Here is a 23158-nt window from a genome sequence, read left to right on the forward strand (position 1 = left end):
GGCGTCGGTCGCGTCGTGGCAGAAGGGTGATTTCGCCCGTCAGGAGAAGAGGTCGTCGAGGGAGACGCGCATGCCGGCATCCTTGAGCGCCGTGCGGGCGGCATGCCATCCCGCCATGCCGTTGACGCCCGGGCCGGGCGGTGTCGACGCCGACGCGAGGTACACCCCGTGCATCGGAGTGCGCCAGGGCGCGATGCCGAGGACCGGGCGCCGCAGCGCCTGCGGGATCGTGAACGCCCCGCCGAGGATGTCGCCGCCGATCTCCGACGGGTTGACCGCCTCGCGCGACGACGCCGGCACCGAGTGGTGCGCGAGGATGAGGTCCCGGAATCCCGGTGCGAATCGCTCGACCTGGCGCGTGATGAGTTCGGTGGCGTCGAGATCGGAGTCCTGGGGAACATGGATGTACGCCCACAGCACCGCCTTGCCCTCCGGCGCCCTGCTGGGGTCGAAGACCGAGGGCTGCACCGTCAGGACGTACGGTCGGTCGCTGATCCGTCCCCCGGCGACAGCGTTCTCACTCGCCCACGTCTCCGCGGCCGATCCACCGATGTGGACGGTGGGCGACTGGGCGACGTCAGGATTCGCCCAGGGAATCGGCCCGTCGAGAGCGAAATCCACCTTCGCAGCGGCGGGGCCGTATCGGTAGTTGCGGATCGCCCGCGCGTAGGCCGCGGGGATGTCCGGATGGGTGAGGGTGAGGCGGGGCGATGTGTTCAGCATCAGCAGATCACCACGGGCGGGTTCGCCCCAGTCGAGCGATCCCAGGTCGGTGACGTGGATGCCCGATTCGACGGATCCGCCATGAGCCTCGATATCGGCGACCATGCTGTCGGCGATGCGCTGCGCGCCGCCTCGCGGGTACATCCATCCGCCGGCGTGCGCCTGCGCGGCGAGCAGCAGCCCGGCTGCGGCACCGGCGAGCGAGGGGAGCGGGGTGTTCGCGTGCGCCAGGACACCGGCCATCAGCGCGGCGGCCTCTTCGGTGCGGAAGCTGCGCCGGGCGAGCGGCGTGCCCTGGTCGAGCATCCGCAGCGCGAACCGGAGAGCCGTGATCGGCTCGCGAGGCACCCTGAGCATCTGATTGCCGGTGAAGTCGACGACACCCTCGACGTGAGTGCTGAGCGGGCGCAGGAGCGACAGCCAGGCCCGCTCGTCGACGCCGAGCCCTGCCGCGGTGCGTTCGATGTCGCGCCATGCGATTCCGGCTCTGCCGCCGTCTAGCGGGTGCGCGTACGAGATGTCGGGGAGGATCCAGTCCACCCGTTCGGCGAGGCCGAACGCCTGGAAGAACGACGAGGAGAGCGCGGCCGGGTGCACGGCGGCGCAGACGTCGTGCCGGAATCCCGAGAGGGTCGATTCCGTCGTGCGGACTCCGCCGCCGATCGTGTCGGCAGCTTCGAGCACGTGCACCTCGTAGCCGGCGCGCGCGAGGGACACAGCCGCCGCCAGGCCGTTCGGTCCGGAGCCGATGATCGTCGCGCGTGCCATTCGGCCAGTCTTCCATGCCCGGGCGTGAGATCCTTGAGGAAATGAATGAAGTTCAGGGCCCGACCCCCACAGGCAACTCCCGTCCGTACCGAACCCTCGCGGAGGCGCTCCGCGCGCATCGCATCGCCGAGGAGAACCACGAGTTCATCTCCGCGATCACCGACGCCGTCGGCATCTCCTCCTATATCGACCGCGGTCGCTACATCGAGGCGATCCGCCGCGGCGACGGCGCCCCGCTGCACATCGGCAAGACCTACACCAACGGCTTCACCGAGGACGAGACGATCGTCATCGGCTCGACGCCCCTGCGACTGCAGCCGAGCGAGGGACGCGCACCGTACTTCTACGTGACGCACCCGAGCGAGTTCCGCCCGATCGCGCCTGTCAAGGCGAAGAGATCGACGACCCCTCGTGTCGCGGCTGCGCCGAAGGCCGAGCGCGCGACCAAGACGGACGAGCGCGACTACGGCGTGTGCGACGTCTGCTTCATGGTGAAGACGCCGGCCGGCGGCTGCGGCTGCGACTGACGTCCTCGTCGGCACCGCGGTGGTGAGCGCTCAGGTGAAGGCGCTCATCCCCGTGATGTCGCGCCCGAGCAGCAGCGCCTGCACGCTCTCGGTGCCCTCATAGGTGTGGATCGCCTCGATGTCGGCCATGTGCTGCATCACACCGTTCTCGAGCAGGATGCCGTTGCCGCCGAGGAGGTCACGGGCGACGGATGCCACGCGTCGAGCTGCTCGCGTGTTGTGGAACTTCGCCAGCGAGGCCTGCGTGGGGCGAAGCTCACCCGCGGTCTCGAGGTCTGCGAGGCGACGGCAGTACAGCTGCATGGCCGTGAGGTCCTCGAGCATGTGCGTGAGGCGCTCCTGCACCATCTGGAACTTGGCGAGCGGCTTGCCGAACTGGATGCGCTGGGTCGAGTAGGCCAGCGCCGCCTCGTAGCAGGCCGTCGCGTGGCCGAGGGCCGACCACGCGACCCCTGAGCGGGTGGCGTAGAGGACGACCGACGCGTCCTTGAAGCTCTTGGTGCCAGGGAGCACGGAGTCGAGCGGCACCCGGACGTCGTCGAGCACGATGTGAGCCTGGTGGATCGCCCGAAGCGAGGCCTTGCCGCGGATCGGCGTCCCTGAGTATCCGGGGGTGTCCTGTTCGACGAGGAAGCACCGGACCGCACCGTGTTCGGGCGCCGTCTCGTCGTCGACGCGGGCCCAGACGAAAGTGATGCCGCCCGAGGCGCCGTTGCCGATCCACTTCTTCGCGCCGCGGATGACCCACTCGTCGCCGTCGCGGCGGGCCACGGTCTCCAGCGATACCGAATCAGACCCGTGGTCGGGCTCGGTGAGGGCGAAGGATCCGAAGACCGAGCCGTCGGCCAGAGCCGTGAGCCACTTCTCCTGCTGAGCGGGGGATCCGAAGAGCGCCAGGGTGCGCAGCGCGAGCCCGCCTTGGACGGCGAGCACGGTGCCGAGCGACCCGTCGCCGCGCGAGATCTCCATGTTCACGAGCCCGGCAGCGAGGGGAGAGAGCCGGGTGAGGGCAGGATGCTCGATGCCATCGACGACGAGATCCATCTCGCCCATTCGGCGCGCGGCCTCGAGTGGATACTCCGCGCGATCCCAGGCGTCCGCCATCTGAGGCCCGACCTCGTCGATGTAGGCCTTGGCGCGATCCCAGGCCGACCGGTCGGCGTCGGGGATGTCGGCGAAGACGGCGTAGTAATCGCTGTCCTGTCGCCCGGTGATGTCGTACGACGAGACGCGCTCGCCGGGCAGGGGAGAGGCTGCGGTGCTCATGGTGACTCCTTCGTGACACCAAGTATCGTACGCTCTGAAACTCGGTTTCACGACTCCGGTGGAGTGAGTCTCGGTTCAGTCGAGTTGAGAGCGCAGGCGCCGGGTGACCTCGGCGATCGGCATCGAGCGAGGGAACACGGCGACGACCACGTCATCCGGAGCCTCGGAGACCGCGTCGGAAGGCACCCCGTAGCGGCGGCGGACGTCGGCGAGCGCCGTCTGCAGCGTCGAGAGCGGCACCTTCTTCTTGCCGCGCAGCAGCTGCCGCAGCACATGGTTGTGCACGGCGGTGACGAGGGCGGAGAACCCGACGGCATCGAGAGGATCGATCCCGGGGAGCGAGCTGCGCAGATAGTCGTCGAACAGCCGCTCGTAGCGGAACACCGTGATGATCTCGCGCTCACGGAGCACCGGCACCTGGCGGACGATCTGATAGCGGCGACGCGCGAGTTCGGGATCGTGCGCGAAGTGGGCGAAGACCGACTCGGATGCCGCACAGACCGCACGCCAGGGGTCGTCATGCCCTTCCGCGAGGAAGGCCCGCAACTGGTCGAGCAGCACCTCATGGTCCGCGAAGACCACATCCTCTTTGCCGCCGAACTGGCGGAAGAAGGTCGAGCGTGAGACGCCTGCGGCCTTCGCGATCTGCTCGACGGAGGTCTGGTCGAAGCCCTGTGACGCGAAGAGCTCGAGTGCAGCGGCCACGACGCCGGTGCGCAGTTCTGCGGATTCGTGCATGGAACGAGCCTAGACCTGTCGATGTCGTCGACGATCATGGGGGTCGCCACAGGGCGTGAGGCCGTGGCGACCGGACGGAGGCGTGGCCGTCTATGCCGTCGGACGGACGCCGCTGACGCGGTTCCAGATCTCCACCCGGTGGGTGAAGTCGGCGAGGGCTTCGGATTCCTCGTCGAAGGCGCGGAGCGAACCGGCGATGGGTTGTGCGCGTTCGTCTTGGATCCAGGTCTGGAAACCGTTCCTGCCGAAGGTCAGGACGATGACGTTCGGCTTGCCGCGCGGGTCCTCGAAGAGCGAGTACCCGGCATGGCCGCGTGCGCGGAGGTCGGCGAGCACGGTGTCACGGTTCATGCCAGTCCTCCAGGGACGCTCAGTTCGCGCACGAGTCCGAGTCGCAGATAGAACGAGAGCGGCAGGGGCAGCACGAGCTGGGTGGCGCCGCCGGGTTCGCCGAATGCGGGAGCCACCCTGCCGCTGTAGATGGGCTCGTCCCAGCGGTAGTAGCCGATGTCCACGAGATCATCCAGGTCGCGGCGAAGCGCGGCATCGCCGGATCGCTCGTATGCGGCACGGACGTGTACGCAATCGCCGATGACGATGAACTGGTGGTACGCCGACGGATTCTCGACCCAGGGGAGCGAGCGCTCAGGATACGCAGCGGGCTGCCCGTTCTCGACGAGGTAGACGTAGCGGGTGTTCACGGGGCCGTACATGTCCCAGACCTCCGCGCCGGCCGGCACGGGCTCGCGAGTGAGGGCGCGGCCGTCGGGGCCGATCCAGAGCTCGGTCATGCGGAGTCCCCGATCCGGCGCACAGCGGTGGAATCCGCTGCCTTGTGCGACCGTGCCATCCGCAGGAACTGGTCGAGCGCCTCGGCTTCGGAGGAGAAGCGCGACGGGCCGAAGAACCGGTCGCCGCGCTCGTCGGTGTCCCACACGATCCACTCATCGCCGTCGCGATCGATCCATGCCGACCGTTCGCGACGGCCGGTTCGCCCGAACCAGTTCGCGGTGGCGGTGAGCTGTTCGTCCTGGATGATGCGCTGTGCGTCGGCGGCGGTGAGGTTCGTCATGGGATCTCCTTAAGCAGGCCCAGCGCGATGAGCTGCTCGGCGGTGAGCGGAAGCTGCACCTGGGAGCCGCCACCCGGCGAGCCGAATCCGGGCGCGATGTCTCCCTGGTACCCCTGTGAACCGAGGTATTCGGGCTTGAGACCGCCCGCCAGGAGTTCGTCCTTGACGTGCTGAGGGGCGCTGTCGAACGCACCACGCAGATCGGACAGATCGCCGACGACCTCGTAGCGGTGGTAATGCGCGGGATTCTCGACGTAGGGCAGGGAACGCTGGTCGTACGTGTACGGCCCGTCATCCGGCACCGGTGAGGTGTATCGACCGTCGGGGGGACCGTAGCGGTCGAGCACGTCACCGGGCTGCGGCGTGTGCGGCTGTCGGATCGGATTGTCGTTGGCATCCAGGACGTACCCGCCGCCGGGCACCTGGCTCCAGTCGATGCTCCCATCCGGCTGAAGGACCTCAGGCCCCTTGGGGATCTGCACGTCGGGGGGGAGCGTGCCGGTGTCCGCGAAGTCGTCGGCGTACTGCGGGTAGTTGCGCTCGAGATATGTCTGGAGCTGCTCGTCGGTGAGCATGCTCTGGTCGCGCACGCTGGGACCGGGCGAGGTGGGCCCGTCCGGCGTCGTGCCGTCGGGCGGGGTGTGGGGAGGCGTGCCGTTCGGGCTGTGCGGTGCTCCGGGGCCGGAGGGAGCGTTTCCGCCGCCCGGTCCGCGCGAGAAGAGGTCTCCGAGGCGCTGGAAGAGCGCCTTGAGTTCGTCCAGGTGCTTGGCGAGAGCCGTGACGGCGTCGACGAGCTTGAGCACCGTGCCGGAGATCCGGGCGGTCATCGCCGAGACCCGGCTCGTCGCCTGCGCGATGACGTACGGGGTTGCAGTGCCGAGTGAGATCACCAGCGTGCTCGCATAGGAGATCAGCGAGCCCACGAGCTGCGAGAGCGTGTCGCGCACGAGCTCATGGACGACCTGGACGAGCATGGATGCCGCTTCCATGCCGGTCTTCATGCCGCCCGCCCACGCGCCCGCGGCGGAGATATGAGCGGCGACGTCCGCCTGGAGTCGGAGGTACGCGGCGATCGCCTCGCCCGACATCGAGCTCACGTCGGCGAGTCGGGAATCGAGGGTCTCGCCCGCCTGCTGCAGATGCTGGGCGATGTTGCCCCACGTCGCGGCGAATCCGGCGACTTCACCTGCGTCGCCGGTCAGGTCGTTGAGCCAGCCTTTGAGCGGCTCGAGATGGTCCATGAGCCAGCCCAGACCCGCCGCGATCAGCGATCCGAGCGGATCCATCGCCGTCGCGACGGTGTTCGCCAGGGCGGAGAACGATGCGAGGCCTCCGGCCACCCAGTCTCCGCTCTCGATGGCGTTGACGAGCTCATAGCCGTCCTCGAGCAGCCCTGCGCCGCTGAACGGCGTCGTCGGATCGATCGGTCCGGCCACCAGCGGGTTCGGCGGCGTCATCGGACGCCGCCCTCGACCGATGCCATCAGACCGCTGATCGTGTCGAGCTGTCGCTGCTCGCCCTCATCGAAGTCATCGGCGAGACCTTTGAGCTGTTCCTCGGACTGCTCGAGCATGGTCGCCGCGGCGGAGATCGCGCCGATGGCGATCGACGAGACGAGTTGCGCAGGCGGAACCAGGAATGCGCACATCACCCCGAACGCCCCGCCGCCGACGTTCATCGACCCGGCGGCGTTCTCGGCGAGCCTGACATCCGACGCGATCTGGCCGACGCGCTGCGCGTGCCTGCGCACCGTCTCGGTGTCTACCGCGATCAGCTCCGCCATCAGCGGTACTCGATCCGTGGCTGGCCGTCCTGACTCGGGTCGGGGAGCTGAGCGATCTCTTCACGCAGGTGCTCGACGGCTGCGTCGTCCGCGCCGAACGCCTCGGCGGCGATCTCGACGGCCTTCGCGCCGGCCGCACGCTGCGCATCTCCGGCGAGGGAGACGATCAGAGCGCCCAGGGCTGCGGGGGATCGGTCGTATGCGGCATCCGTGAGCGTGACCTCGGCGAGCCGACCGGAGGAATCCACCGTGACCGCGACATCACGGCCAGGCGACGTCGCCCGCTCACGCACGGCAGCGATGTCGTCGCGCACCTGCTCGGCCTGTGCCGCGCGGCGCTCTGCGTCTCTGACCTGCTGCTCGATGCGGGCCCGTGTGGCGATCGGATCCGACCAGTCGAACGTGTCCGTCATTGTCTCCCCCTGATTCAACGCACAAGAATGCTACCGGACGACATCGGCTCGTCGCCCGCGCTCTGCGGACGTAGGGGCGCTCAGGCGGCGGTAGTAGGCTGGGGGATTGATCGATGTCTCGACATCGAGAGAATTCCAGGCCGCAGCCCAGTGAAGGAAGCACAGTGGATCTGTACGAGTACCAGGCACGAGACGTTTTCGAGAAGTACGGAGTGCCGGTCCTCGCCGGCATCGTCGCCGACACCCCTGAGGAGGTGAAGGCAGCCGCTGAGAAGATCGGCGGCGTCGTCGTCGTCAAGGCCCAGGTCAAGACCGGTGGTCGTGGCAAGGCCGGCGGCGTCAAGGTCGCCAAGACCCCCGACGAGGCGTACGAGGCGGCCAAGGCCATCCTCGGTCTCGACATCAAGGGCCACATCGTCAAGCGCGTCATGGTCGCGCAGGGTGCCCGCATCGCTGAGGAGTTCTACTTCTCCGTGCTGCTCGACCGTGCCAACCGCTCGTACCTGAGCCTCTGCTCGGTCGAGGGCGGCATGGAGATCGAGGAGCTCGCGGTCGAGCGTCCCGAGGCGCTCGCGCGCGTCGAGGTCAACCCGCTGACCGGCATCGACAAGGAGAAGGCCGTCGAGATCGCTCGCGCCGCCAACTTCCCGGAGGACCTCATCGAGAAGGTCTCCGACGTGTTCGTCAAGCTCTTCGACGTCTACAAGGGCGAGGACGCGACTCTCGTCGAGGTCAACCCGCTGGTCCGCACCGAAGAGGGCGACATCATCGCCCTCGACGGCAAGGTCACGCTCGACGACAACGCCTCCGAGATCCGCCACCCCGAGCACGAGGCGCTCGAGGACAAGGACGCAGCGGACCCGCTCGAGGCGAAGGCCAAGAAGAGCGGTCTGAACTACGTCAAGCTCGACGGCGAGGTCGGCATCATCGGCAACGGCGCAGGTCTCGTCATGTCGACGCTCGACGTGGTCGCCTACGCCGGCGAGAACCACAACGGCGTCAAGCCCGCGAACTTCCTCGACATCGGCGGCGGCGCCTCGGCAGAGGTCATGGCCGCAGGCCTCGACGTCATCCTGGGCGACCCGCAGGTCAAGAGCGTGTTCGTCAATGTCTTCGGCGGCATCACGGCGTGCGACGCCGTCGCCAACGGCATCAAGGGCGCACTCGAGACGCTCGGCTCCACGGCGTCCAAGCCGCTGGTCGTGCGCCTCGACGGCAACCGCGTCGACGAGGGTCGTGCGATCCTCGCCGAGTACGCGCACCCGCTCGTCACGCTCGCCAGCACCATGGACGAAGGCGCCGACAAGGCCGCCGAACTCGCCAACGCCTGATCGCAGAGAGACACAAGGACTAGAGAAATGTCGATCTACCTCAACAAGGATTCCAAGGTCATCGTCCAGGGCATCACCGGCGGCGAGGGCACCAAGCACACGGCGCTCATGCTGAAGGCCGGCACCCAGGTCGTCGGCGGCGTGAACGCACGCAAGGCCGGCACCACGGTCGCGCACACCGACAAGGACGGCAACGCCGTCGAGCTCCCCGTCTTCGGCTCGGTCGCCGAGGCCATGAAGGAGACCGGCGCAGATGTGTCGATCGCCTTCGTGCCCGGCGCCTTCACCAAGGACGCGATGATCGAGGCCATCGATGCCGAGATCCCGCTGCTCGTCGTGATCACCGAGGGTGTCCCCGTCGGCGACTCGGCAGAGGCCTGGGCGTACGCCCAGAGCAAGGGCAACACGACTCGCATCATCGGACCGAACTGCCCCGGGATCATCACCCCCGGTGAGGCGCTCGTCGGCATCACGCCGGCGAACATCACCGGAAAGGGACCGATCGGGCTCGTGTCGAAGTCGGGCACCCTGACGTACCAGATGATGTTCGAGCTGCGCGACCTGGGCTTCTCGACGGCCATCGGCATCGGCGGCGACCCCGTCATCGGCACGACGCACATCGACGCGCTCGCCGCGTTCGAGGCCGACCCCGAGACCAAGGCGATCGTGATGATCGGCGAGATCGGCGGCGACGCCGAAGAGCGCGCGGCCGACTACATCAAGGCGCACGTCACCAAGCCGGTCGTCGGCTACGTCGCGGGCTTCACGGCTCCCGAGGGCAAGACCATGGGCCACGCCGGCGCGATCGTGTCGGGCTCCGCGGGTACCGCCCAGGCGAAGAAGGAGGCCCTCGAGGCCGCCGGGGTCAAGGTCGGCAAGACGCCGTCCGAGACGGCCGCACTCATGCGTGAGATCGTCGAGTCGCTCTAAGCGCTAGACTGTAGGAGAAGGCCCTGGACTCCACTCCGGGGCCTTCTTCTATGCCCGGACGCTTTCGACACGCCAGGTGCGTAGGGACGACGAAGGGCGGATGCCGCAGCATCCGCCCTTCGTGTTGTTCGTCGTCGCTCAGGCGACGCCGAAGAGCGCCTCGATGGGACCTCGGGCGAAGAAGATCACGAAGCCGACGGCGACGATCCACAGCAGCGGGCTGATCTTGCGGGCCTTGCCGGAGAACGCCTGGATGAGCACCCAACTGACGAAGCCGGCGCCGATTCCGTTGGCGATCGAGTAGGTCAGCGGCATCACGGTCACGGTCAGGAACACGGGCAGCAGCACGTCGAACTCCGTGAGGTCGATGTACTTGATCTGCGCCATCATCATCGCGCCGACGATCACGAGCGCGGCGGCCGCGATCTCGGTCGGGACGATCGAGGTGAGCGGCGTGAGGAACATCGCGAGCAGGAACATGCCACCCGTGATCAGGTTGGCGAATCCGGTGCGCGCACCCTCGCCGATACCCGCTCCGGACTCGATGAACACGGTGCTCGACGACGAGGACGTACCACCACCGACGATCGCGCCGACACCTTCGACGACCAGCGCCGACTTGATGCGCGGGAAGTCGCCGTTCTCGTTCGCGAGGTCGGCCTCCTTGGCGAGACCGGTCATGGTGCCCATGGCGTCGAAGAAGTTCGAGAAGACGAGGGTGAAGACGATCATCACGATCGCGACGAGGCTCACCTTGCTGAAGTCGAAGCTGAAGTCGACCGCGCCGACCAGGCTCAGGTCGGGCAGACCGAACGGCGATCCCGTGAGAGTCGGAACCGTGAGCCCCCAGCCGCCCGCGTTGTCGTCGGATGCGGCTCCGAGATGCCAGATCGCCTCGACGATCACCGCGAGGACGGTGCCGGTGACGAGGCCGATGAGCAGCCCGCCCTTGACCTTGCGCGCGACCAGGATGCCGGTGACGATGAGCGTGACGATGAACAGCACGGTGGGCACGGTCGCGACCGATCCGCCGACGCCGAGACCGACCGGCGGAGATGCGCTGCCGGTCGCGGTGACGAAGCCGGAGTTCACGAACCCGATGAAGGCGATGAACAGGCCGATTCCGACCGTGATCGCGATCTTCAGCTGGAACGGGACCGCGTCGAAGATCATCTTGCGCAGGCCGGTCGCCGCGAGAAGCACGATGACGAGACCGTTGATCATCACGAGAGCCATCGCCTCGGGCCAGGTGACCTGACCGACGACCGAGAACGCCACGAAGGCGTTGATGCCGAGGCCGGCGGCGAAGCCGAACGGCAGGCGGGTGATGAGACCGAACAGGATCGTCATGATGCCGGCGGTCAACGCGGTGGCGGCGCCGACGGCGCTGAAATCGAGCGTGTCGCCGGCGACGTCGGCCGAGCCGGACAGGATGATCGGGTTGAGGATCACGATGTAGGCCATCGTGACGAAGGTCACCAGGCCCCCTCGGATCTCGGTGCCGATCGTGGATCCGCGCTTGCTGATCTCGAAGAAGCGGTCGAGGGCGTTCTTGGGTTGGGCCTCTGAGCGGGTGGGGGACGGGGCAGTTGTCATCGGGAAACCTCCGCTGGAGACGATATCGTGTCGCCCGAGTCGCGCGCGCCCACAGGCGACGACAGGGTTCTCGTCGTAGTCTCGATTCGATATGCAACGCCTCCTCGTCGCGCTCCTCGCCGCCTTCGATGCCGCAATCGCTGCGGCGGTCGGTCTCGTGGTCCTGCTGGCGCCGCTCACCCTGCTCTGGACGCTCTCGTTCGGCGTCACGGCCGACTGGGGAGCGCTCTGGCCGCTCACCGGCACCCTGTGGCAGTTCGGCCACGGCGTGCCGCTGAGCATCGACGTATCGACCGAGGTGCTCCGCACGACGGGCATCGCACCGGCGGCCGCCGCCTTCACGCTCTCGGTGACACCGCTCGCGTTCCTGATCTTCACGCTGCTCTTCGCAGCCCGCTCCGGCACCCGCGCCGCGCGCGCGGGGGCCTGGCTCCTCGGCTCGCTCTCCGGCTCCCTCACGTTCGCGGCGATCGCGACCGGAGTCGCACTGACCGCCCATCTCGGAGCCGTCGAGACGCCCGTCGTCGAGGCGATCCTGCTTCCGACAGCCGTCTATCTCGTGGGCGCCGTGTGCGGTGCCGTCCGCATCGCCTGGGAGGACGGTGACGGCGGCTTCCTCGACCGGATCCACGACGTCGTCGACTCGTGGGGCGATTGGGGGCCGGTTCCGAGTGCGGCCGTGCGCGGAGCGGCCTTCGCCGTCGTGGGGACCACCGCGGTCTCCGCAGTGGCTGTCGCCGTGCTCACGGCGGCACGAGGCGGCGAGATGGTGGCTCTCTTCCAGGCGGCGCGGGTCGATGCGCTCGGCGCCGGAGTCATCACTCTCGGGCATCTCGCCTATCTGCCCACCATCCTCGTCTGGGCGGCGTCTTGGCTCGCCGGACCCGGATTCGCCGTGGGGGTCGGCACAGCGGTGTCCCCGGCGGGCACCCAGCTCGGCGTGGTCCCCGGAATCCCCGTGCTGGGGCTGCTTCCCGAGAGCACGTCGATCTGGATGCTCATCGTCATCATCCTCCCGATCGGCGCCGGTGCCTTCGCCGGCTGGGCGGTCCGGTCCCGCCTCGTCTGGGAGGGCACGCCGCTCGGCCTCGCCCCCCGTGCGACGATCGCCATCGGGATCGGCGTGCTGACCGCCGCTGTCGCCGCGATCGCCGCCCTGTTCGCCGGAGGGTCGATGGGGCCGGGGCGGCTCTCCGAAGCCGGCCCTGCCCCGCTGCCGTTCGCTCTCGCGCTGGGAGGAGAGGTCCTGCTCGGCGCAGCGATCCTGCTCCTGTCGCCCCGCAATCGCGATGAGCTCGCGGAAGAGCGCACCGACCGCTGGGTCGCCGAGATGACGGCATCCGATGCGGTGTCGAACGCACGCACGGATCCCAGCGACGGAACGGTCGGCTGGCCGGACGGACCGTCGACCTATGACACGGCGCCGCTGGATGACGCGGGCGGATTCCGGCTCCCGCGGCGCGATCCGCGCGATCCCGTCGGCTGACATGCGGCTCGGGGCCTCCCATCGGCCCCGGTAGACTGGGCGCGTGCTCACGGTCGCCGTTCTCATCTCGGGCACCGGCTCGAACCTTCGCGCCCTCCTCGAGGCTGCTCGCCACCCCGATTTCCCTGCGCGGGTGGTGGTCGTCGGCGCCGACCGCGAAGCCGATGGCCTGGCCCACGCCGAGGAGTTCGGCATCCCGAGCTTCACGGTTCCGTGGCACGAGCACGAATCGCGCGAAGCCTGGGGCGAGGAGCTCGGCCGCCAGCTCGCCGTCTGGAACGCAGATCTCGTCGTGCTCAGCGGCCTGATGCGTCTGCTTCCTGCCGCCCTCGTCGCCGACCTCTCGCCACGACTGATCAACACGCATCCCGCATACCTGCCCGAGTTCCCCGGCGCACACGGAGTGCGCGACGCGCTCGCCGCGGGCGTCTCGGAGACCGGCGCGAGCGTGATCGTCGTCGACGACGGCGTCGACACCGGCCCGATCCTCGCGCAGGAGCGCGTGCCGGTCGTCGCCGGTGACACCGAGCACAGCCTCCACGAGCGCATCAAGCCCGTCGAGCGCCGACTTCTCATCGACGTGGTGCGCCGCATCGCGACCGGTGAGCTCTCGCTGACCTCAGCATCCTGAACCGATCCACGCACGCCCCCCTCGCACGAAGGAGCCCATCATGGCCGGCCCCCGCCACGACCACTCGCTGTACCGCGATCGCGACACCGTCCCGGTTCGCCGCGCACTCGTCTCGGTGAGCGACAAGTCCGGTCTGCTCGATCTCGCCGCCGCTCTCGCCGGCGCGGGCGTGCAGATCGTCTCGACCGGCTCGACGGCCTCCACGATCCGCGAGGCGGGCTTCGAGGTCACCGACGTCGCCGCCGTCACGGGAGTCGCCGAGATGCTCGACGGCCGCGTGAAGACGCTGCACCCGAAGATCCACGGCGGTCTGCTCGCGGACCTGCGCCTCGAGGATCACGAACGTCAGCTCGCGGATCTCGACATCGCGCCGTTCGAGCTCGTCGTCGTGAACCTGTATCCCTTCGTCGAGACGGTCGCCTCCGGTGCTGAGGGCGACGACGTGGTCGAGCAGATCGACATCGGCGGCCCCGCCATGGTGCGCGCCGCGGCCAAGAACCACGCGAACGTCGCGATCGTCGTCTCGCCGCAGTCGTACCCGGGCATCATCAGCGCCATCGAGAACGGCGGCACCACGCTGACCCAGCGCCGCGAGCTCGCGGCCCGCGCCTTCGCCCACACCGCCGCCTACGACACCGCGGTGGCCTCATGGTTCGCGGAGGGCACGCTCGGCGAGGGCGAGGACCTGCCGACGCACCTCACGATCCAGGCCGAGCTGCTGGCGACGCTGCGCTACGGCGAGAACTCGCACCAGCGCGGCGCGATCTACACCCGTGTCGGCGGCCACGGCATCGCCCAGGCGACGCAGCTGCAGGGCAAGGAGATGTCGTACAACAACTACGTCGACGCGGATGCCGCGCTGCGCGCCGCCTACGACATGGTGAAGCCGGCCGTCGCGATCATCAAGCACGCGAACCCGTGCGGCATCGCCACGACCGCCCCGAACGCCCTCGACCCGATCGCGAGCGCGCACATCCGCGCCCACGAGTGCGATCCGGTGTCGGCGTACGGGGGAGTGATCGCCGCGAACGGCACCGTCACCCTCAAGATGGCCGAGAATCTGAAGGACATCTTCACCGAGGTCATCGTCGCGCCGTCGTTCGAACCCGCAGCCCTCGAGGTGTTCAAGGCGAAGAAGAACCTGCGTCTGCTGCAGCTGCCGGAGGACTGGCAGCAGGAGCGCATGGATGTGCGCCTCGTCTCGGGCGGACTTCTGCTGCAGGATGCCGATCGCTTCCCCGACGACATCGTCTCGGTCGCCAAGAACTGGGAGCTCGTCTCGGGCGAGCGCCCCAGCGACGAGGAGATGGAGAACCTCATCTTCGCGTGGAAGGCGTGCCGCGCCGTCAAGTCGAACGCGATCGTGCTCGCGAAGGACAACGCCACGGTCGGCGTCGGCATGGGTCAGGTCAACCGTGTCGACTCGTGCCGCCTCGCGGTCGAGCGAGCCGGTGATCGTGCAGCCGGTTCTGTCGCTGCCTCCGATGCCTTCTTCCCGTTCGCCGACGGTGCACAGGTGCTCATCGACGCGGGCGTCACCGCGATCGTGCAGCCCGGTGGCTCGGTGCGCGATGAAGAGGTCGTCGACGCCGCACGCAAGGCCGGCGTCACGATGTTCTTCACCGGGGAGCGTCACTTCTTCCACTGAGTGCGGCGGCCCTGAGGCCCAGGCACATCCGAGACCCCTCGCGCCGATGCAGGTGCGAGGGGTCTCGTCGTCGGATGATGCGGCCGATCCCGATGTCCACCGTGATGTCCGATTTCCGCCAGTCGATGTCGGAGGGCGGTGGCAGAGTGGAGGCATGAGCTTCCCCGTGACCGACTTCGATGAGCGATACCGTGCGATCAGCGCGCGCGACACCCGCTTCGACGGGCAGTTCGTGACCGCCGTGCGCTCTACCGGGATCTACTGCCGTCCGAGCTGCCCCGCGCGCACGCCCAAGCCGCAGAACGTCACCTTCTATCCCACCAGCGCAGCGGCGCACGAGGCGGGCTTCCGGGCGTGCAAGCGCTGTCTGCCCGAAGCTGCCCCGGGCTCGCCTGCGTGGGACCTGCGCAGTGACGTCGCGGCGCGGGCGATGCGTCTCATCGCCTCGGGCGTCGTCGAGCGCGAGGGAGTGTCGGGCCTCGCCGTGCGTCTCGGCTATTCGACACGGCACCTGACCCGACTGCTCTCGACCGAGCTGGGGGCAGGTCCGCTCGCCCTCGCGCGGGCGCATCGCGCGCACACGGCGCGCATGCTGTTGGTGGGCACGGACATGCAGATCTCGGATGTGGCTTTCTCGGCCGGTTTCGCGAGCATTCGGCAGTGCAACGACACGATCCGCGAGGTGTTCACTCTGACTCCGGGCGAGCTCCGGGCTCGACGGAAGACCCCGGCGTCCGCGGCTCCCGGTGCGATCGACCTCGTCCTCCCGTACCGCGGGCCGCTCGATGCGTCCGGAATCTTCCAGTGGATGGCTGCGCGTGCGGTATCGGGGGTCGAAGAGGCCGCGACGACATCTTTCTCTCGGCACCTGCGTATGGCGGGCGGGCCCGCGTGGTTCGAAGTGCATCAGGACTCGACGCAGCGACTGCACCTTCGGGCGCGCGTCGCTCAGCTCGGCGACCTCGCTCCGCTGGTGTCGACCGTGCGACGGATCTTCGACCTCGACGCCGACCCTCTCGCGGTCGACGAGGCGCTGAGCGCCCACCCCGAGATCGCTCCGCTGGTCGCGCGCACTCCGGGCATCCGCGTGCCGGGCTCGGCGGATCCGCACGAGATGCTGATCCGTGCCATGGTCGGTCAGCAGATCACCGTCGTCGCCGCGCGCACTGCCCTCACCGCGCTCGCCGACGCGCTGGGGGAGCGCACGGAGCAGGGGCTGCTCTTCCCGACGATGGCGGCGATCGCCGAGCACGGGGCCTCGGTGCTGCGCGGACCGGCCGCCCGCATCAGGGCGATCGTCGGCGCAGCCACGGCCCTCGCCGACGGCAGCCTCGCTCTCACGGTCGGCGACGACGGAGTCGAGCAGCGCGCTGCCCTGCTCGCGATGCCCGGCATCGGCCCCTGGACGGCCGACTACGTGCGGATGCGGGTGCTGGGCGACCCCGACGTGCTGCTCCCCGGCGACGTAGCACTTCGTGCGGGGGCCGCCGCGTCCGGACTGCCGGCGGATCCGCTGCCGCTGGTCGCGTGGGCCGAGCGGGCTGCCCCGTGGCGCAGTTATCTCAGTGCTCACCTCTGGCGAGCAGCGCCCGCACGTCCGGTTCGACGGCCGAGCGCGAGACAGACCACCGCCCTTGTGAAGGAGACCTCATGAACGCCATCATCCAGACCGTCGAGACGCTCGACGGACCGTTCACCATCCTCGCCGACGACCGTCAGCGGGTGCTCGCCTCTGGATGGACGGCCGACCAGGCGACGATCCTCGCACGGCTCGCCGTCCCGGTGCGGCCGACGGAGGTGCGCGAGGGCGAGACGGATGCGGCTGCCGCTGCGCTCTCGTTCTATGCCGGGGACCTCTCGGCGATCGACGCGGTCGCCGTGAAGCAGACGGGCACGGCGCTCCAGCTCACCGGATGGTCGGCGCTGAGGTCGATCGAGCCGGGGGAGCCGCTGACCTACACCTCGTTCGCAGCGCGGCTCGGCAACCCCCGTGCGGTGCGCGCCGCGGCATCGATCTGCGCCCGCAACGCCCCCGCGCTGTTCGTGCCGTGCCACCGTGTGCTGCGATCGGATGGCACCCTCGGCGGGTTCGCCTGGGGTCTCGACGTCAAGGCGAGCCTGCTGGAGCGAGAAGCCGCGCGGGCATGAATCGGGAATCTCTCTTGTGCTCAGCTTGTTCACAGGAATAGGCTGGTGGGCTGTCGCACCGACCGGGACGACATAGCCGAGCCCCTGAGGAGGACACCATGACATCGATCGCCGCTGTGCAGATCGCCGCTCTCGGCTCGACCCCGGTGCGCCCGCTCCGCTAGAGCCACTTTCCGACACGCACGACCACCGGATGCCGGACTCCGAGAGTCCTTCGCTGCGTCTGCCGCCTTCAGCAACCGCTTCCCCATACGAAACTCGTCTGAGAGACATGTCTTCCTCGCCTTCATCGCAGAACGCCTCCCCTTCCTCCTCCCTTTCCACACCGGCCGCACTGTGGCGCCTGAAGCCTTTCGTCAAGCCCGTCATCTGGCGGCTCGCGGGAGGCGCCGCGAGCGCGCTCGTCGCCGCGATCATCGCACTGATGATTCCCATCGTCCTCGAGCAGATCATCCGCGGTCCTGTGCGGACGGGCGCGATCGATGCGATCGCCTGGGGTGCGCTCGCGGTCTTCGGCCTCGCGCTGGGTGAGGCGCTCATGGTCTGGCTGCGCCGCCAGTTCGTGCTCAACCCCGCAACACAGGTCGAGTACAAGATGCGCACCGAGCTCTACTCGCGCCTGCAGACGCTGCCGGTCTCCTTCCATGACCGCTGGCAGTCGGGGCAGCTGCTGAGCCGGATGATGCAGGACATCGGCCTGATCCGCCGGTGGCTGGCCTTCGGCCTCGTCCTGCTGGTGGTCAACGTCCTGACCATCATCATCGGATCCGTGCTCCTGTTCCGCTGGCACTGGCTGCTGGGAGTGATCTTCATCGTCACCGCCATTCCGCTCTGGATCCGCGGCTACCTCTTCGAGAAGCGCTACGGCGCGCTCACTCGCCGCAGCCAGGACCAGGCCGGCGACCTCGCCACCAGCGTCGAGGAGAGCGTGCACGGCATCCGCGTGCTCAAGGCGTTCGGTCGGGGCAAGCACGCTCTGAGCCGCTTCAGCCGCCAGGCCGAGACGCTGCGTGAGACCGAGATGAGCAAGGCCGGCGCGATCGCGTCGATCTGGTTCTGGCTCGATCTCATGCCGCAGATCGCGTTCGGGCTGAGCTTGATGTCCGGCATCTGGCTGATCTCGCAGGGACAGATCGACGAGGCTCAGCTGTTCGCGTTCTTCGCCATGGCCGTCGTGCTGCGCTGGCCGATCGAATCGATCGGGTTCCTGTTCTCGTTCATGCTCGACGCCCGCACGGCGACCGATCGCGTGTTCGACATCTACTCCGAGACGAACAGCATCACCGACCCCGAGAACCCCGTGCACATCGCGGAACCCCGTGGCGAGCTCGCATTCGACAAGGCGCACTTCCGGTACCAGGACGCGGGCGCGAACGAGCGCGATCTGCTCGACGGCATCGATCTCGTGCTGCGCCCGGGCGAGACCATGGCGCTCGTGGGGCTGACCGGCAGCGGCAAGACCACCCTGACCACCCTGCCCACGCGCCTCTACGACGTCACCGGCGGGCGCGTGACGCTCGACGGCGTCGACGTGCGCGACCTGCCGCTCGCCGAGCTGCGTCAGCACATCGCGATGGCGTTCGAGGACGCCACGCTGTTCTCGGCCACCGTGCGCGAGAACGTCCTGCTCGGTCGGGCCGATCTCGACGTGCACAGCGACGAGGCCGAACGAGTGCTGCGCGAAGCGCTCGACGTGGCACAGGCCTCTTTCGTGGACTCGCTCCCCGAGGGGGTCGAGACCGTCATCGGCGAGGAAGGGTTGAGCCTGTCCGGCGGACAGCGTCAGCGTCTCGCACTGGCCAGGGCGGTCGCCGCCAAGCCGAAGGTGCTCGTGCTCGATGACCCGTTGTCGGCGCTCGACGTCGACACCGAGGCTCTCGTCGAAGAGGCGCTGCGGCACGTGCTGGCCGATACGACCGCCATGATCGTGGCGCACAGGCCCTCGACCGTGGCTCTGGCCGACCGGGTCGCGCTGCTCGAATCGGGCCGAGTCACCGCCGTCGGGACGCACAGCGAGCTGCTGAAGACGAGTCGTCACTACCGCCACGTCATCTCCAGCCTTGAGGCTGAGGAGGCGGCGCGCACCGGCGCGATCCCGATCATCCGCGATGAGGAAGACGAGATCGACGCCGTCGTGCAGGACGGGATCCGCCAGGACGCCGCCGACGAAGACATCATCACCGAGAAGGAGGTGCAGCGATGAGCTCCGCGATCACCGGAACCCAGGACGAAGACCGCTCCAGCTACACCAAGGAGGAGAGCCGGGCCATCCGTCGCCGGTCGCTCCGACTGCTGGGATCGCTCGTGCGTCCGCTGAAGCCGCAGATCACTCTGGCGGCCATCGTTCTCGTCATCTCGACGGCGCTCCAGGTCGCGGGACCGATCCTCATCAGCATCGGTCTCGACCGTGCCCTGCCCGCTGTGCTCGAGCGCGCCGATTGGATGCCGACCTTCATGATCGGCGGGATCTACCTTCTCGCCGGCGCCGTCGCGGCGGCGATGATCGCCTGGTACGTGATCATCGCGGCCAAGCTCACGCAGGCAGTGCTGCTCGACCTCCGCAAGCGGATCTTCCTGCACACCCAGCGCCTCAGCCTGGAATTCCATGAGTCCTACACGTCCGGTCGCATCATCTCGCGTCAGACGAGCGACCTCGACTCGATCAAGGAGCTGCTCGACGGCGGGCTGAACGAGCTCGTCTCCGGCGTGCTGTTCGGCCTGTTCACCTTCATCGCGCTGTGCGTGTGGGACTGGCAGTCCGGGCTCATCCTCGCGATCGGCGGCGTACCCCTGTTCTTCCTGATGCGCTGGTTCTACTCGCGCTCGCAGCTCGTCTACCGTGAGTCGCGCGTCATCAGCGCGAAGGTCATCGTGCAGTTCGTCGAGACCATGACCGGCATCCGTGCCGTCAAGGCCTTCCGCAAGGAGCCTCGCAACGACGTGACCTTCCAGAAGATCGCCGGCGACTACCGGGACGTCAACCGACGCTCGATGCTGCTGTTCGGCACGTTCGAGCCCGGCCTGATGGGCGTCGCGGCGCTCGTGCTCGGAATCGTCGTGCTGTGGGGCGGCATCAGGGTCTCGAACGAGACCCTCACCGTCGGCGTGCTGCTGTCGGCCGTGCTGTACGTGCGCAACTTCTTCGCGCCGATGCAGGAGATCGCGATGTTCCTGAACTCCTACCAGTCCGCCACCGCGGCCCTCGAGAAGGTGTCCGGAGTGCTCGAAGAGGTGCCGACGGTTCCGGATCCCGAGAAGCCGGTCGACCTGTGGGAGTCGCGCGGACACGTGCGGTTCGACGAGGTCACGTTCGGATACAACGGCGAGAAGACCATCCTGCCGAACTTCTCGCTCGACATCCCTGCCGGGCAGACGATCGCGCTGGTGGGTACCACGGGCGCGGGCAAGTCCACTCTGGCGAAGCTGATCTCCCGGTTCTACGACCCGTCGATCGGCACGGTCACGCTCGATGGAGTCGACCTGCGCAGCCTGCATCCGAAGGACCTGCGTCGCGCCATCGTGATGGTCACGCAGGAGGCCTACCTGTTCAGCGGCACGGTCGCCGACAACATCGCTCTCGGAAAGCCCGATGCCTCGCTGGATGAGATCCGTGCGGCTGCCCGCGCGGTCGGGGCAGACGAGTTCATCTCGTCGCTGCCCGACGGATACGGCACCGATGTCAACAAGCGGGGTGGCCGGGTGTCGGCGGGGCAGCGTCAGCTGATCTCGTTCGCGCGGGCATTCCTCGCGGACCCTGCGGTGCTGATCCTCGACGAGGCGACCGCGTCGCTCGACATCCCCTCGGAACGTCTGATCCAGGATGCGCTGCAGACGCTTCTCAAGGACCGCACGGCGATCATCATCGCGCACCGGCTGTCGACGGTCGCGATCGCCGACCGGGTGCTCGTGATGGAGCACGGCAAGATCATCGAGGACGACACCCCGGAGACCCTCATCAGCGGCACGGGCAAGTTCGCTCAGTTGCACGCCGCCTGGCAGCAGACGCTGGTGTGACCGTCGCCTGAGCAAGCGCGACTGCTGTCGCCCTCCGCGTCTTCTGCGGCCAGGGCGCACTTCTGCGGCCACGACGAGAAGTCGTGGCCGCAGAAGGTCACTGTGGCCGCAGAACCGTTGGCCATCATCGGCGCTGACGGGGTGGAAGATGCAGCCCCCGCGCGATCGCGGCCTGCAGAGTGCGCTCGACGTCTTCCCACCCGTGCACGATCTGCGCATAGGACAGGCGCAACACGGTGTACCCGCGCAGGCGCAGCTCGGCATCATGGGCGACATCGGATCCCCGCTGCGCCGACGAGGAGTGATGTGCGTATCCGTCGATCTGCACGACCAGGTGTGAGCCGATCACGATGTCGACCCGGCGACCCGCGAGCCGGACCTGCTGGCGCAGGGGCACACCCCAACCACTGAGCCGTACGACCACCATCGTCTCCAGGCCGGAGTCCGACAGTCCGATGACCTCCTTGGCCAGTGCGCGCGACCGCGGCTCACGCCATTCCACCAGTCGAAGAGCTTCGACGTCGAGCCGCTCGATGCGGACGGCCGACTCCCAGATCACCCGTGCGTCCTCGTGGAGGCAGCAGCCGGCGATGTGCGCCAAAGCGTCTTCGACGGACGCCGTGAGTCGCCGCGGGCCGCAGTCGACGAGCGGCGCGCCCCAATGCAGGGTCGCGTCATCTCGGTGGCGGTGCGCATTGGGCCCGACCTGCAGGTGCAGACCCCCCGGCGCTCGATCCGGCACCCACCACCCGCGACGACGTGCGAGCGACACGCAGGTCAGCCGCGCGGATGCCGCGGCAGCCGCCACCAGGTCGTCGGGAGCCGATGCCAGGGCCACCCACTGAGCGCGCAGGCGGCGCACTGCTCCGGAGCGGATCGCCCCACGAACCTGTCTCGGGGCGAAGCCGTGTTCGGCAGCGTCCGATCGGTGGGCGATGCCGCCTCGCGCAGTGAGCCATTCCCTCAGGTCCATCGCCTCAGGATGCCGCCCCGCCCACCTCCTCGAAAGCCGGCTACCCGCATCCTGAGGAGAACCGACTGCCGAAGCGGGATGTGGAGGGGCAGTCACGCCCTCCACTTCGGCGGCTCGGGTGAGCTTCTGCGGCCGTGAGCTTCGGCCCTGGCCGCAGAAGGTGACCAAAGCCGCAGATGTGGGGAGGGGGACACGAGGGAGGAGGGGAGGAGGGAGAGGGACAGGGGGAGGGGAGAGGAGGGGGGAGGGGGGAAGGGACACGAGCCTTGGCTCTGGGTACCATCGAGGTATGGATCCGCTGCTGCTCGCCGTCGAGTTGTGGTGGATCGCGCCCGCCGCAGCCGGGGGTGTCGCAGCCGGCGCGGTCGGGCTGCGTCGCCGCAGCATCAAGAGCGGACGCCGACTCGAGTACGACGCGGCTCGGCATGATCTCAAAGCCGCCAGGCAGACGGCGGTCGAGAGGCGGATGGCCGTCAAGCTGGCGCGCGCCGACGTCGCACGCATCTCGGCCGAACGCAGCGCGCGGCGTGCGACCCCGGAGCAGGTCGCGGGTGCCAAGCGGATGCTGCGGGCGAAGGAGAACGACGCCAAAGCCGCGTCCGCCGACGTCCGCGCCAAGCAGGTGCGCCTGAACGCCGCCCGTGCGGCGATTCCGCCGGCATCCGCACCACGCCCCCTGGAGAGGCTTCAGGCGCAGCACGAGGCGATCGTCGCGCGCTGGATGAGCTACGAGACCGATCCGGGGCTGCAGATCGCCTACCCGGAGATGACCGACGTCCGACAGCCGGCGACTGCGGCGTATCTGCGCGCGGCAGCGCACGCGGTCGAGATGCGCCGCGCCGCCACCGGAAGGGTCAGCGCGGCGGACTTCGCCGCGTACCGCGACGCCGTCGCCGATCTCGAGCGGGCCTTCGAAGCGGCCGAGCACGCCGCTCGGGTGCACGCGGGAGAGGCGTCCTCGGCATCGTCCACCTGGCAGGATGCCGCGCAGGATGTGATCAGTCGGTCGGCCGAGGCGATCGACCGTGCCGCCGGTGCCGCCGCATCGGCGTTCGCCGCGTGGAACGAACGCAAACGCCCGGACAAGCGCTGAGCGCCGCCTCCGCAGGGC

General features: G+C 68.6%; 22 protein-coding genes. 11 read left to right on the forward strand and 11 right to left on the reverse strand.

What is annotated here, in order from left to right:
- Positions 1-39: 39 nt before the first annotated feature.
- Positions 40-1491, reverse strand: a complete 1452-nt coding sequence (locus ASE34_RS05630; protein WP_056277327.1) for a phytoene desaturase family protein — start codon at positions 1489-1491, stop codon at positions 40-42.
- 41 nt (positions 1492-1532) lie between these two features.
- Here ASE34_RS05630 and ASE34_RS05635 point away from each other — a divergent pair, with 41 nt between their 5' ends.
- The gene (locus ASE34_RS05635; protein ID WP_056277330.1) at positions 1533-2018 is read left to right on the forward strand and encodes a hypothetical protein; all 486 of its coding nucleotides are present in this window, start codon (positions 1533-1535) and stop codon (positions 2016-2018) included.
- Between the two features lie 30 nt (positions 2019-2048).
- On the opposite strand, the gene ASE34_RS05640 is transcribed toward ASE34_RS05635, so the two are convergent.
- The 8 genes from ASE34_RS05640 to ASE34_RS05675 all read right to left on the reverse strand — a co-directional run bounded on the left by ASE34_RS05640 (position 2049) and on the right by ASE34_RS05675 (position 7290).
- Positions 2049-3284 carry an acyl-CoA dehydrogenase family protein gene (locus ASE34_RS05640; RefSeq protein ID WP_053098998.1) on the reverse strand — a complete coding sequence of 412 codons (1236 nt, stop codon included), beginning with the start codon at positions 3282-3284 and terminating at the stop codon, positions 2049-2051.
- A gap of 75 nt (positions 3285-3359) precedes the next feature.
- Positions 3360-4022, reverse strand: a complete 663-nt coding sequence (locus tag ASE34_RS05645; RefSeq protein ID WP_056277333.1) for a TetR/AcrR family transcriptional regulator — start codon at positions 4020-4022, stop codon at positions 3360-3362.
- A gap of 90 nt (positions 4023-4112) precedes the next feature.
- The gene (locus ASE34_RS05650) at positions 4113-4373 is read right to left on the reverse strand and encodes a hypothetical protein (protein WP_056277336.1); all 261 of its coding nucleotides are present in this window, start codon (positions 4371-4373) and stop codon (positions 4113-4115) included.
- Positions 4370-4813 (reverse strand): glycohydrolase toxin TNT-related protein, encoded by a 444-nt coding sequence (locus tag ASE34_RS05655; RefSeq protein WP_056277340.1) that lies wholly within the window; start codon positions 4811-4813, stop codon positions 4370-4372. Before ASE34_RS05655 ends, ASE34_RS05650 begins: the two co-directional genes overlap by 4 nt.
- A complete protein-coding gene (locus ASE34_RS05660) occupies positions 4810-5094 on the reverse strand; it encodes a hypothetical protein (RefSeq protein WP_056277343.1) in 285 nt (94 codons plus the stop codon). The genes ASE34_RS05655 and ASE34_RS05660 overlap by 4 nt, the downstream gene beginning before the upstream one ends.
- Positions 5091-6551 (reverse strand): glycohydrolase toxin TNT-related protein, encoded by a 1461-nt coding sequence (locus tag ASE34_RS05665; protein WP_056277346.1) that lies wholly within the window; start codon positions 6549-6551, stop codon positions 5091-5093. The genes ASE34_RS05660 and ASE34_RS05665 overlap by 4 nt, the downstream gene beginning before the upstream one ends.
- Complete coding sequence (locus tag ASE34_RS05670) at positions 6548-6877, reverse strand: type VII secretion target (protein WP_053099004.1); 330 nt, start codon at positions 6875-6877, stop codon at positions 6548-6550. The genes ASE34_RS05665 and ASE34_RS05670 overlap by 4 nt, the downstream gene beginning before the upstream one ends.
- Complete coding sequence (locus ASE34_RS05675; protein WP_056277348.1) at positions 6877-7290, reverse strand: YbaB/EbfC family nucleoid-associated protein; 414 nt, start codon at positions 7288-7290, stop codon at positions 6877-6879. Before ASE34_RS05675 ends, ASE34_RS05670 begins: the two co-directional genes overlap by 1 nt.
- A gap of 164 nt (positions 7291-7454) precedes the next feature.
- On the opposite strand from ASE34_RS05675, the gene sucC reads away from it, so the two are divergent.
- On the forward strand, positions 7455-8621 hold the full coding sequence (sucC, locus tag ASE34_RS05680; protein ID WP_053099006.1) for an ADP-forming succinate--CoA ligase subunit beta: 1167 nt from the start codon (positions 7455-7457) through the stop codon (positions 8619-8621).
- Between the two features lie 27 nt (positions 8622-8648).
- On the forward strand, positions 8649-9551 hold the full coding sequence (gene sucD, locus ASE34_RS05685) for a succinate--CoA ligase subunit alpha (protein WP_056277351.1): 903 nt from the start codon (positions 8649-8651) through the stop codon (positions 9549-9551).
- A 138-nt stretch (positions 9552-9689) separates the two neighbouring features.
- On the opposite strand, the gene ASE34_RS05690 is transcribed toward sucD, so the two are convergent.
- Positions 9690-11147, reverse strand: coding sequence for an NCS2 family permease (locus ASE34_RS05690; RefSeq protein ID WP_053099008.1), 1458 nt, complete (start codon positions 11145-11147; stop codon positions 9690-9692).
- 91 nt (positions 11148-11238) lie between these two features.
- Between ASE34_RS05690 and ASE34_RS05695 the strand changes: the two genes are divergently transcribed.
- The 7 genes from ASE34_RS05695 (at position 11239) to ASE34_RS05725 (ending at position 21074) form a co-directional block, all read left to right on the forward strand.
- The gene (locus tag ASE34_RS05695; RefSeq protein ID WP_053099009.1) at positions 11239-12633 is read left to right on the forward strand and encodes a DUF6350 family protein; all 1395 of its coding nucleotides are present in this window, start codon (positions 11239-11241) and stop codon (positions 12631-12633) included.
- A 43-nt stretch (positions 12634-12676) separates the two neighbouring features.
- A complete protein-coding gene (purN, locus tag ASE34_RS05700; protein ID WP_056277354.1) occupies positions 12677-13264 on the forward strand; it encodes a phosphoribosylglycinamide formyltransferase in 588 nt (195 codons plus the stop codon).
- A 40-nt stretch (positions 13265-13304) separates the two neighbouring features.
- Entirely contained in the window at positions 13305-14912 is a 1608-nt protein-coding gene (purH, locus tag ASE34_RS05705; protein WP_053099011.1) for a bifunctional phosphoribosylaminoimidazolecarboxamide formyltransferase/IMP cyclohydrolase, read from the forward strand.
- Between the two features lie 154 nt (positions 14913-15066).
- Complete coding sequence (locus ASE34_RS05710; protein WP_056277357.1) at positions 15067-16566, forward strand: DNA-3-methyladenine glycosylase 2 family protein; 1500 nt, start codon at positions 15067-15069, stop codon at positions 16564-16566.
- A complete protein-coding gene (locus ASE34_RS05715) occupies positions 16563-17060 on the forward strand; it encodes a methylated-DNA--[protein]-cysteine S-methyltransferase (RefSeq protein ID WP_056277359.1) in 498 nt (165 codons plus the stop codon). Before ASE34_RS05710 ends, ASE34_RS05715 begins: the two co-directional genes overlap by 4 nt.
- A 271-nt stretch (positions 17061-17331) precedes the next feature.
- The gene (locus tag ASE34_RS05720; protein WP_053099014.1) at positions 17332-19263 is read left to right on the forward strand and encodes an ABC transporter ATP-binding protein; all 1932 of its coding nucleotides are present in this window, start codon (positions 17332-17334) and stop codon (positions 19261-19263) included.
- Positions 19260-21074, forward strand: coding sequence for an ABC transporter ATP-binding protein (locus tag ASE34_RS05725; protein WP_053099015.1), 1815 nt, complete (start codon positions 19260-19262; stop codon positions 21072-21074). Before ASE34_RS05720 ends, ASE34_RS05725 begins: the two co-directional genes overlap by 4 nt.
- A 124-nt stretch (positions 21075-21198) precedes the next feature.
- On the opposite strand, the gene ASE34_RS05730 is transcribed toward ASE34_RS05725, so the two are convergent.
- Complete coding sequence (locus tag ASE34_RS05730) at positions 21199-22047, reverse strand: endonuclease domain-containing protein (RefSeq protein ID WP_056277363.1); 849 nt, start codon at positions 22045-22047, stop codon at positions 21199-21201.
- A 289-nt stretch (positions 22048-22336) separates the two neighbouring features.
- Between ASE34_RS05730 and ASE34_RS05735 the strand changes: the two genes are divergently transcribed.
- Positions 22337-23140 (forward strand): hypothetical protein, encoded by an 804-nt coding sequence (locus ASE34_RS05735; RefSeq protein WP_056277366.1) that lies wholly within the window; start codon positions 22337-22339, stop codon positions 23138-23140.
- Positions 23141-23158: the final 18 nt, after the last annotated feature.

Origin of the sequence: Microbacterium sp. Root280D1 (genome assembly GCF_001428975.1) — a bacterium.
Lineage (GTDB): Bacteria > Actinomycetota > Actinomycetes > Actinomycetales > Microbacteriaceae > Microbacterium.

Bases quoted from the DNA above. Each gene is read 5' to 3' on its own strand.
- ASE34_RS05630 (WP_056277327.1), bottom strand. From the start codon at position 1,491: ATGGCACGCGCGACGATCATCGGCTCCGGACCGAACGGCCTGGCGGCG.
- ASE34_RS05635 (WP_056277330.1), top strand. From the start codon at position 1,533: ATGAATGAAGTTCAGGGCCCGACCCCCACAGGCAACTCCCGTCCGTAC.
- ASE34_RS05640 (WP_053098998.1), bottom strand. From the start codon at position 3,284: ATGAGCACCGCAGCCTCTCCCCTGCCCGGCGAGCGCGTCTCGTCGTAC.
- ASE34_RS05645 (WP_056277333.1), bottom strand. From the start codon at position 4,022: ATGCACGAATCCGCAGAACTGCGCACCGGCGTCGTGGCCGCTGCACTC.
- ASE34_RS05650 (WP_056277336.1), bottom strand. From the start codon at position 4,373: ATGAACCGTGACACCGTGCTCGCCGACCTCCGCGCACGCGGCCATGCC.
- ASE34_RS05655 (WP_056277340.1), bottom strand. From the start codon at position 4,813: ATGACCGAGCTCTGGATCGGCCCCGACGGCCGCGCCCTCACTCGCGAG.
- ASE34_RS05660 (WP_056277343.1), bottom strand. From the start codon at position 5,094: ATGACGAACCTCACCGCCGCCGACGCACAGCGCATCATCCAGGACGAA.
- ASE34_RS05665 (WP_056277346.1), bottom strand. From the start codon at position 6,551: ATGACGCCGCCGAACCCGCTGGTGGCCGGACCGATCGATCCGACGACG.
- ASE34_RS05670 (WP_053099004.1), bottom strand. From the start codon at position 6,877: ATGGCGGAGCTGATCGCGGTAGACACCGAGACGGTGCGCAGGCACGCG.
- ASE34_RS05675 (WP_056277348.1), bottom strand. From the start codon at position 7,290: ATGACGGACACGTTCGACTGGTCGGATCCGATCGCCACACGGGCCCGC.
- sucD (WP_056277351.1), top strand. From the start codon at position 8,649: ATGTCGATCTACCTCAACAAGGATTCCAAGGTCATCGTCCAGGGCATC.
- ASE34_RS05690 (WP_053099008.1), bottom strand. From the start codon at position 11,147: ATGACAACTGCCCCGTCCCCCACCCGCTCAGAGGCCCAACCCAAGAAC.
- ASE34_RS05695 (WP_053099009.1), top strand. From the start codon at position 11,239: ATGCAACGCCTCCTCGTCGCGCTCCTCGCCGCCTTCGATGCCGCAATC.
- purH (WP_053099011.1), top strand. From the start codon at position 13,305: ATGGCCGGCCCCCGCCACGACCACTCGCTGTACCGCGATCGCGACACC.
- ASE34_RS05710 (WP_056277357.1), top strand. From the start codon at position 15,067: ATGAGCTTCCCCGTGACCGACTTCGATGAGCGATACCGTGCGATCAGC.
- ASE34_RS05715 (WP_056277359.1), top strand. From the start codon at position 16,563: ATGAACGCCATCATCCAGACCGTCGAGACGCTCGACGGACCGTTCACC.
- ASE34_RS05720 (WP_053099014.1), top strand. From the start codon at position 17,332: ATGTCTTCCTCGCCTTCATCGCAGAACGCCTCCCCTTCCTCCTCCCTT.
- ASE34_RS05725 (WP_053099015.1), top strand. From the start codon at position 19,260: ATGAGCTCCGCGATCACCGGAACCCAGGACGAAGACCGCTCCAGCTAC.
- ASE34_RS05730 (WP_056277363.1), bottom strand. From the start codon at position 22,047: ATGGACCTGAGGGAATGGCTCACTGCGCGAGGCGGCATCGCCCACCGA.
- ASE34_RS05735 (WP_056277366.1), top strand. From the start codon at position 22,337: ATGGATCCGCTGCTGCTCGCCGTCGAGTTGTGGTGGATCGCGCCCGCC.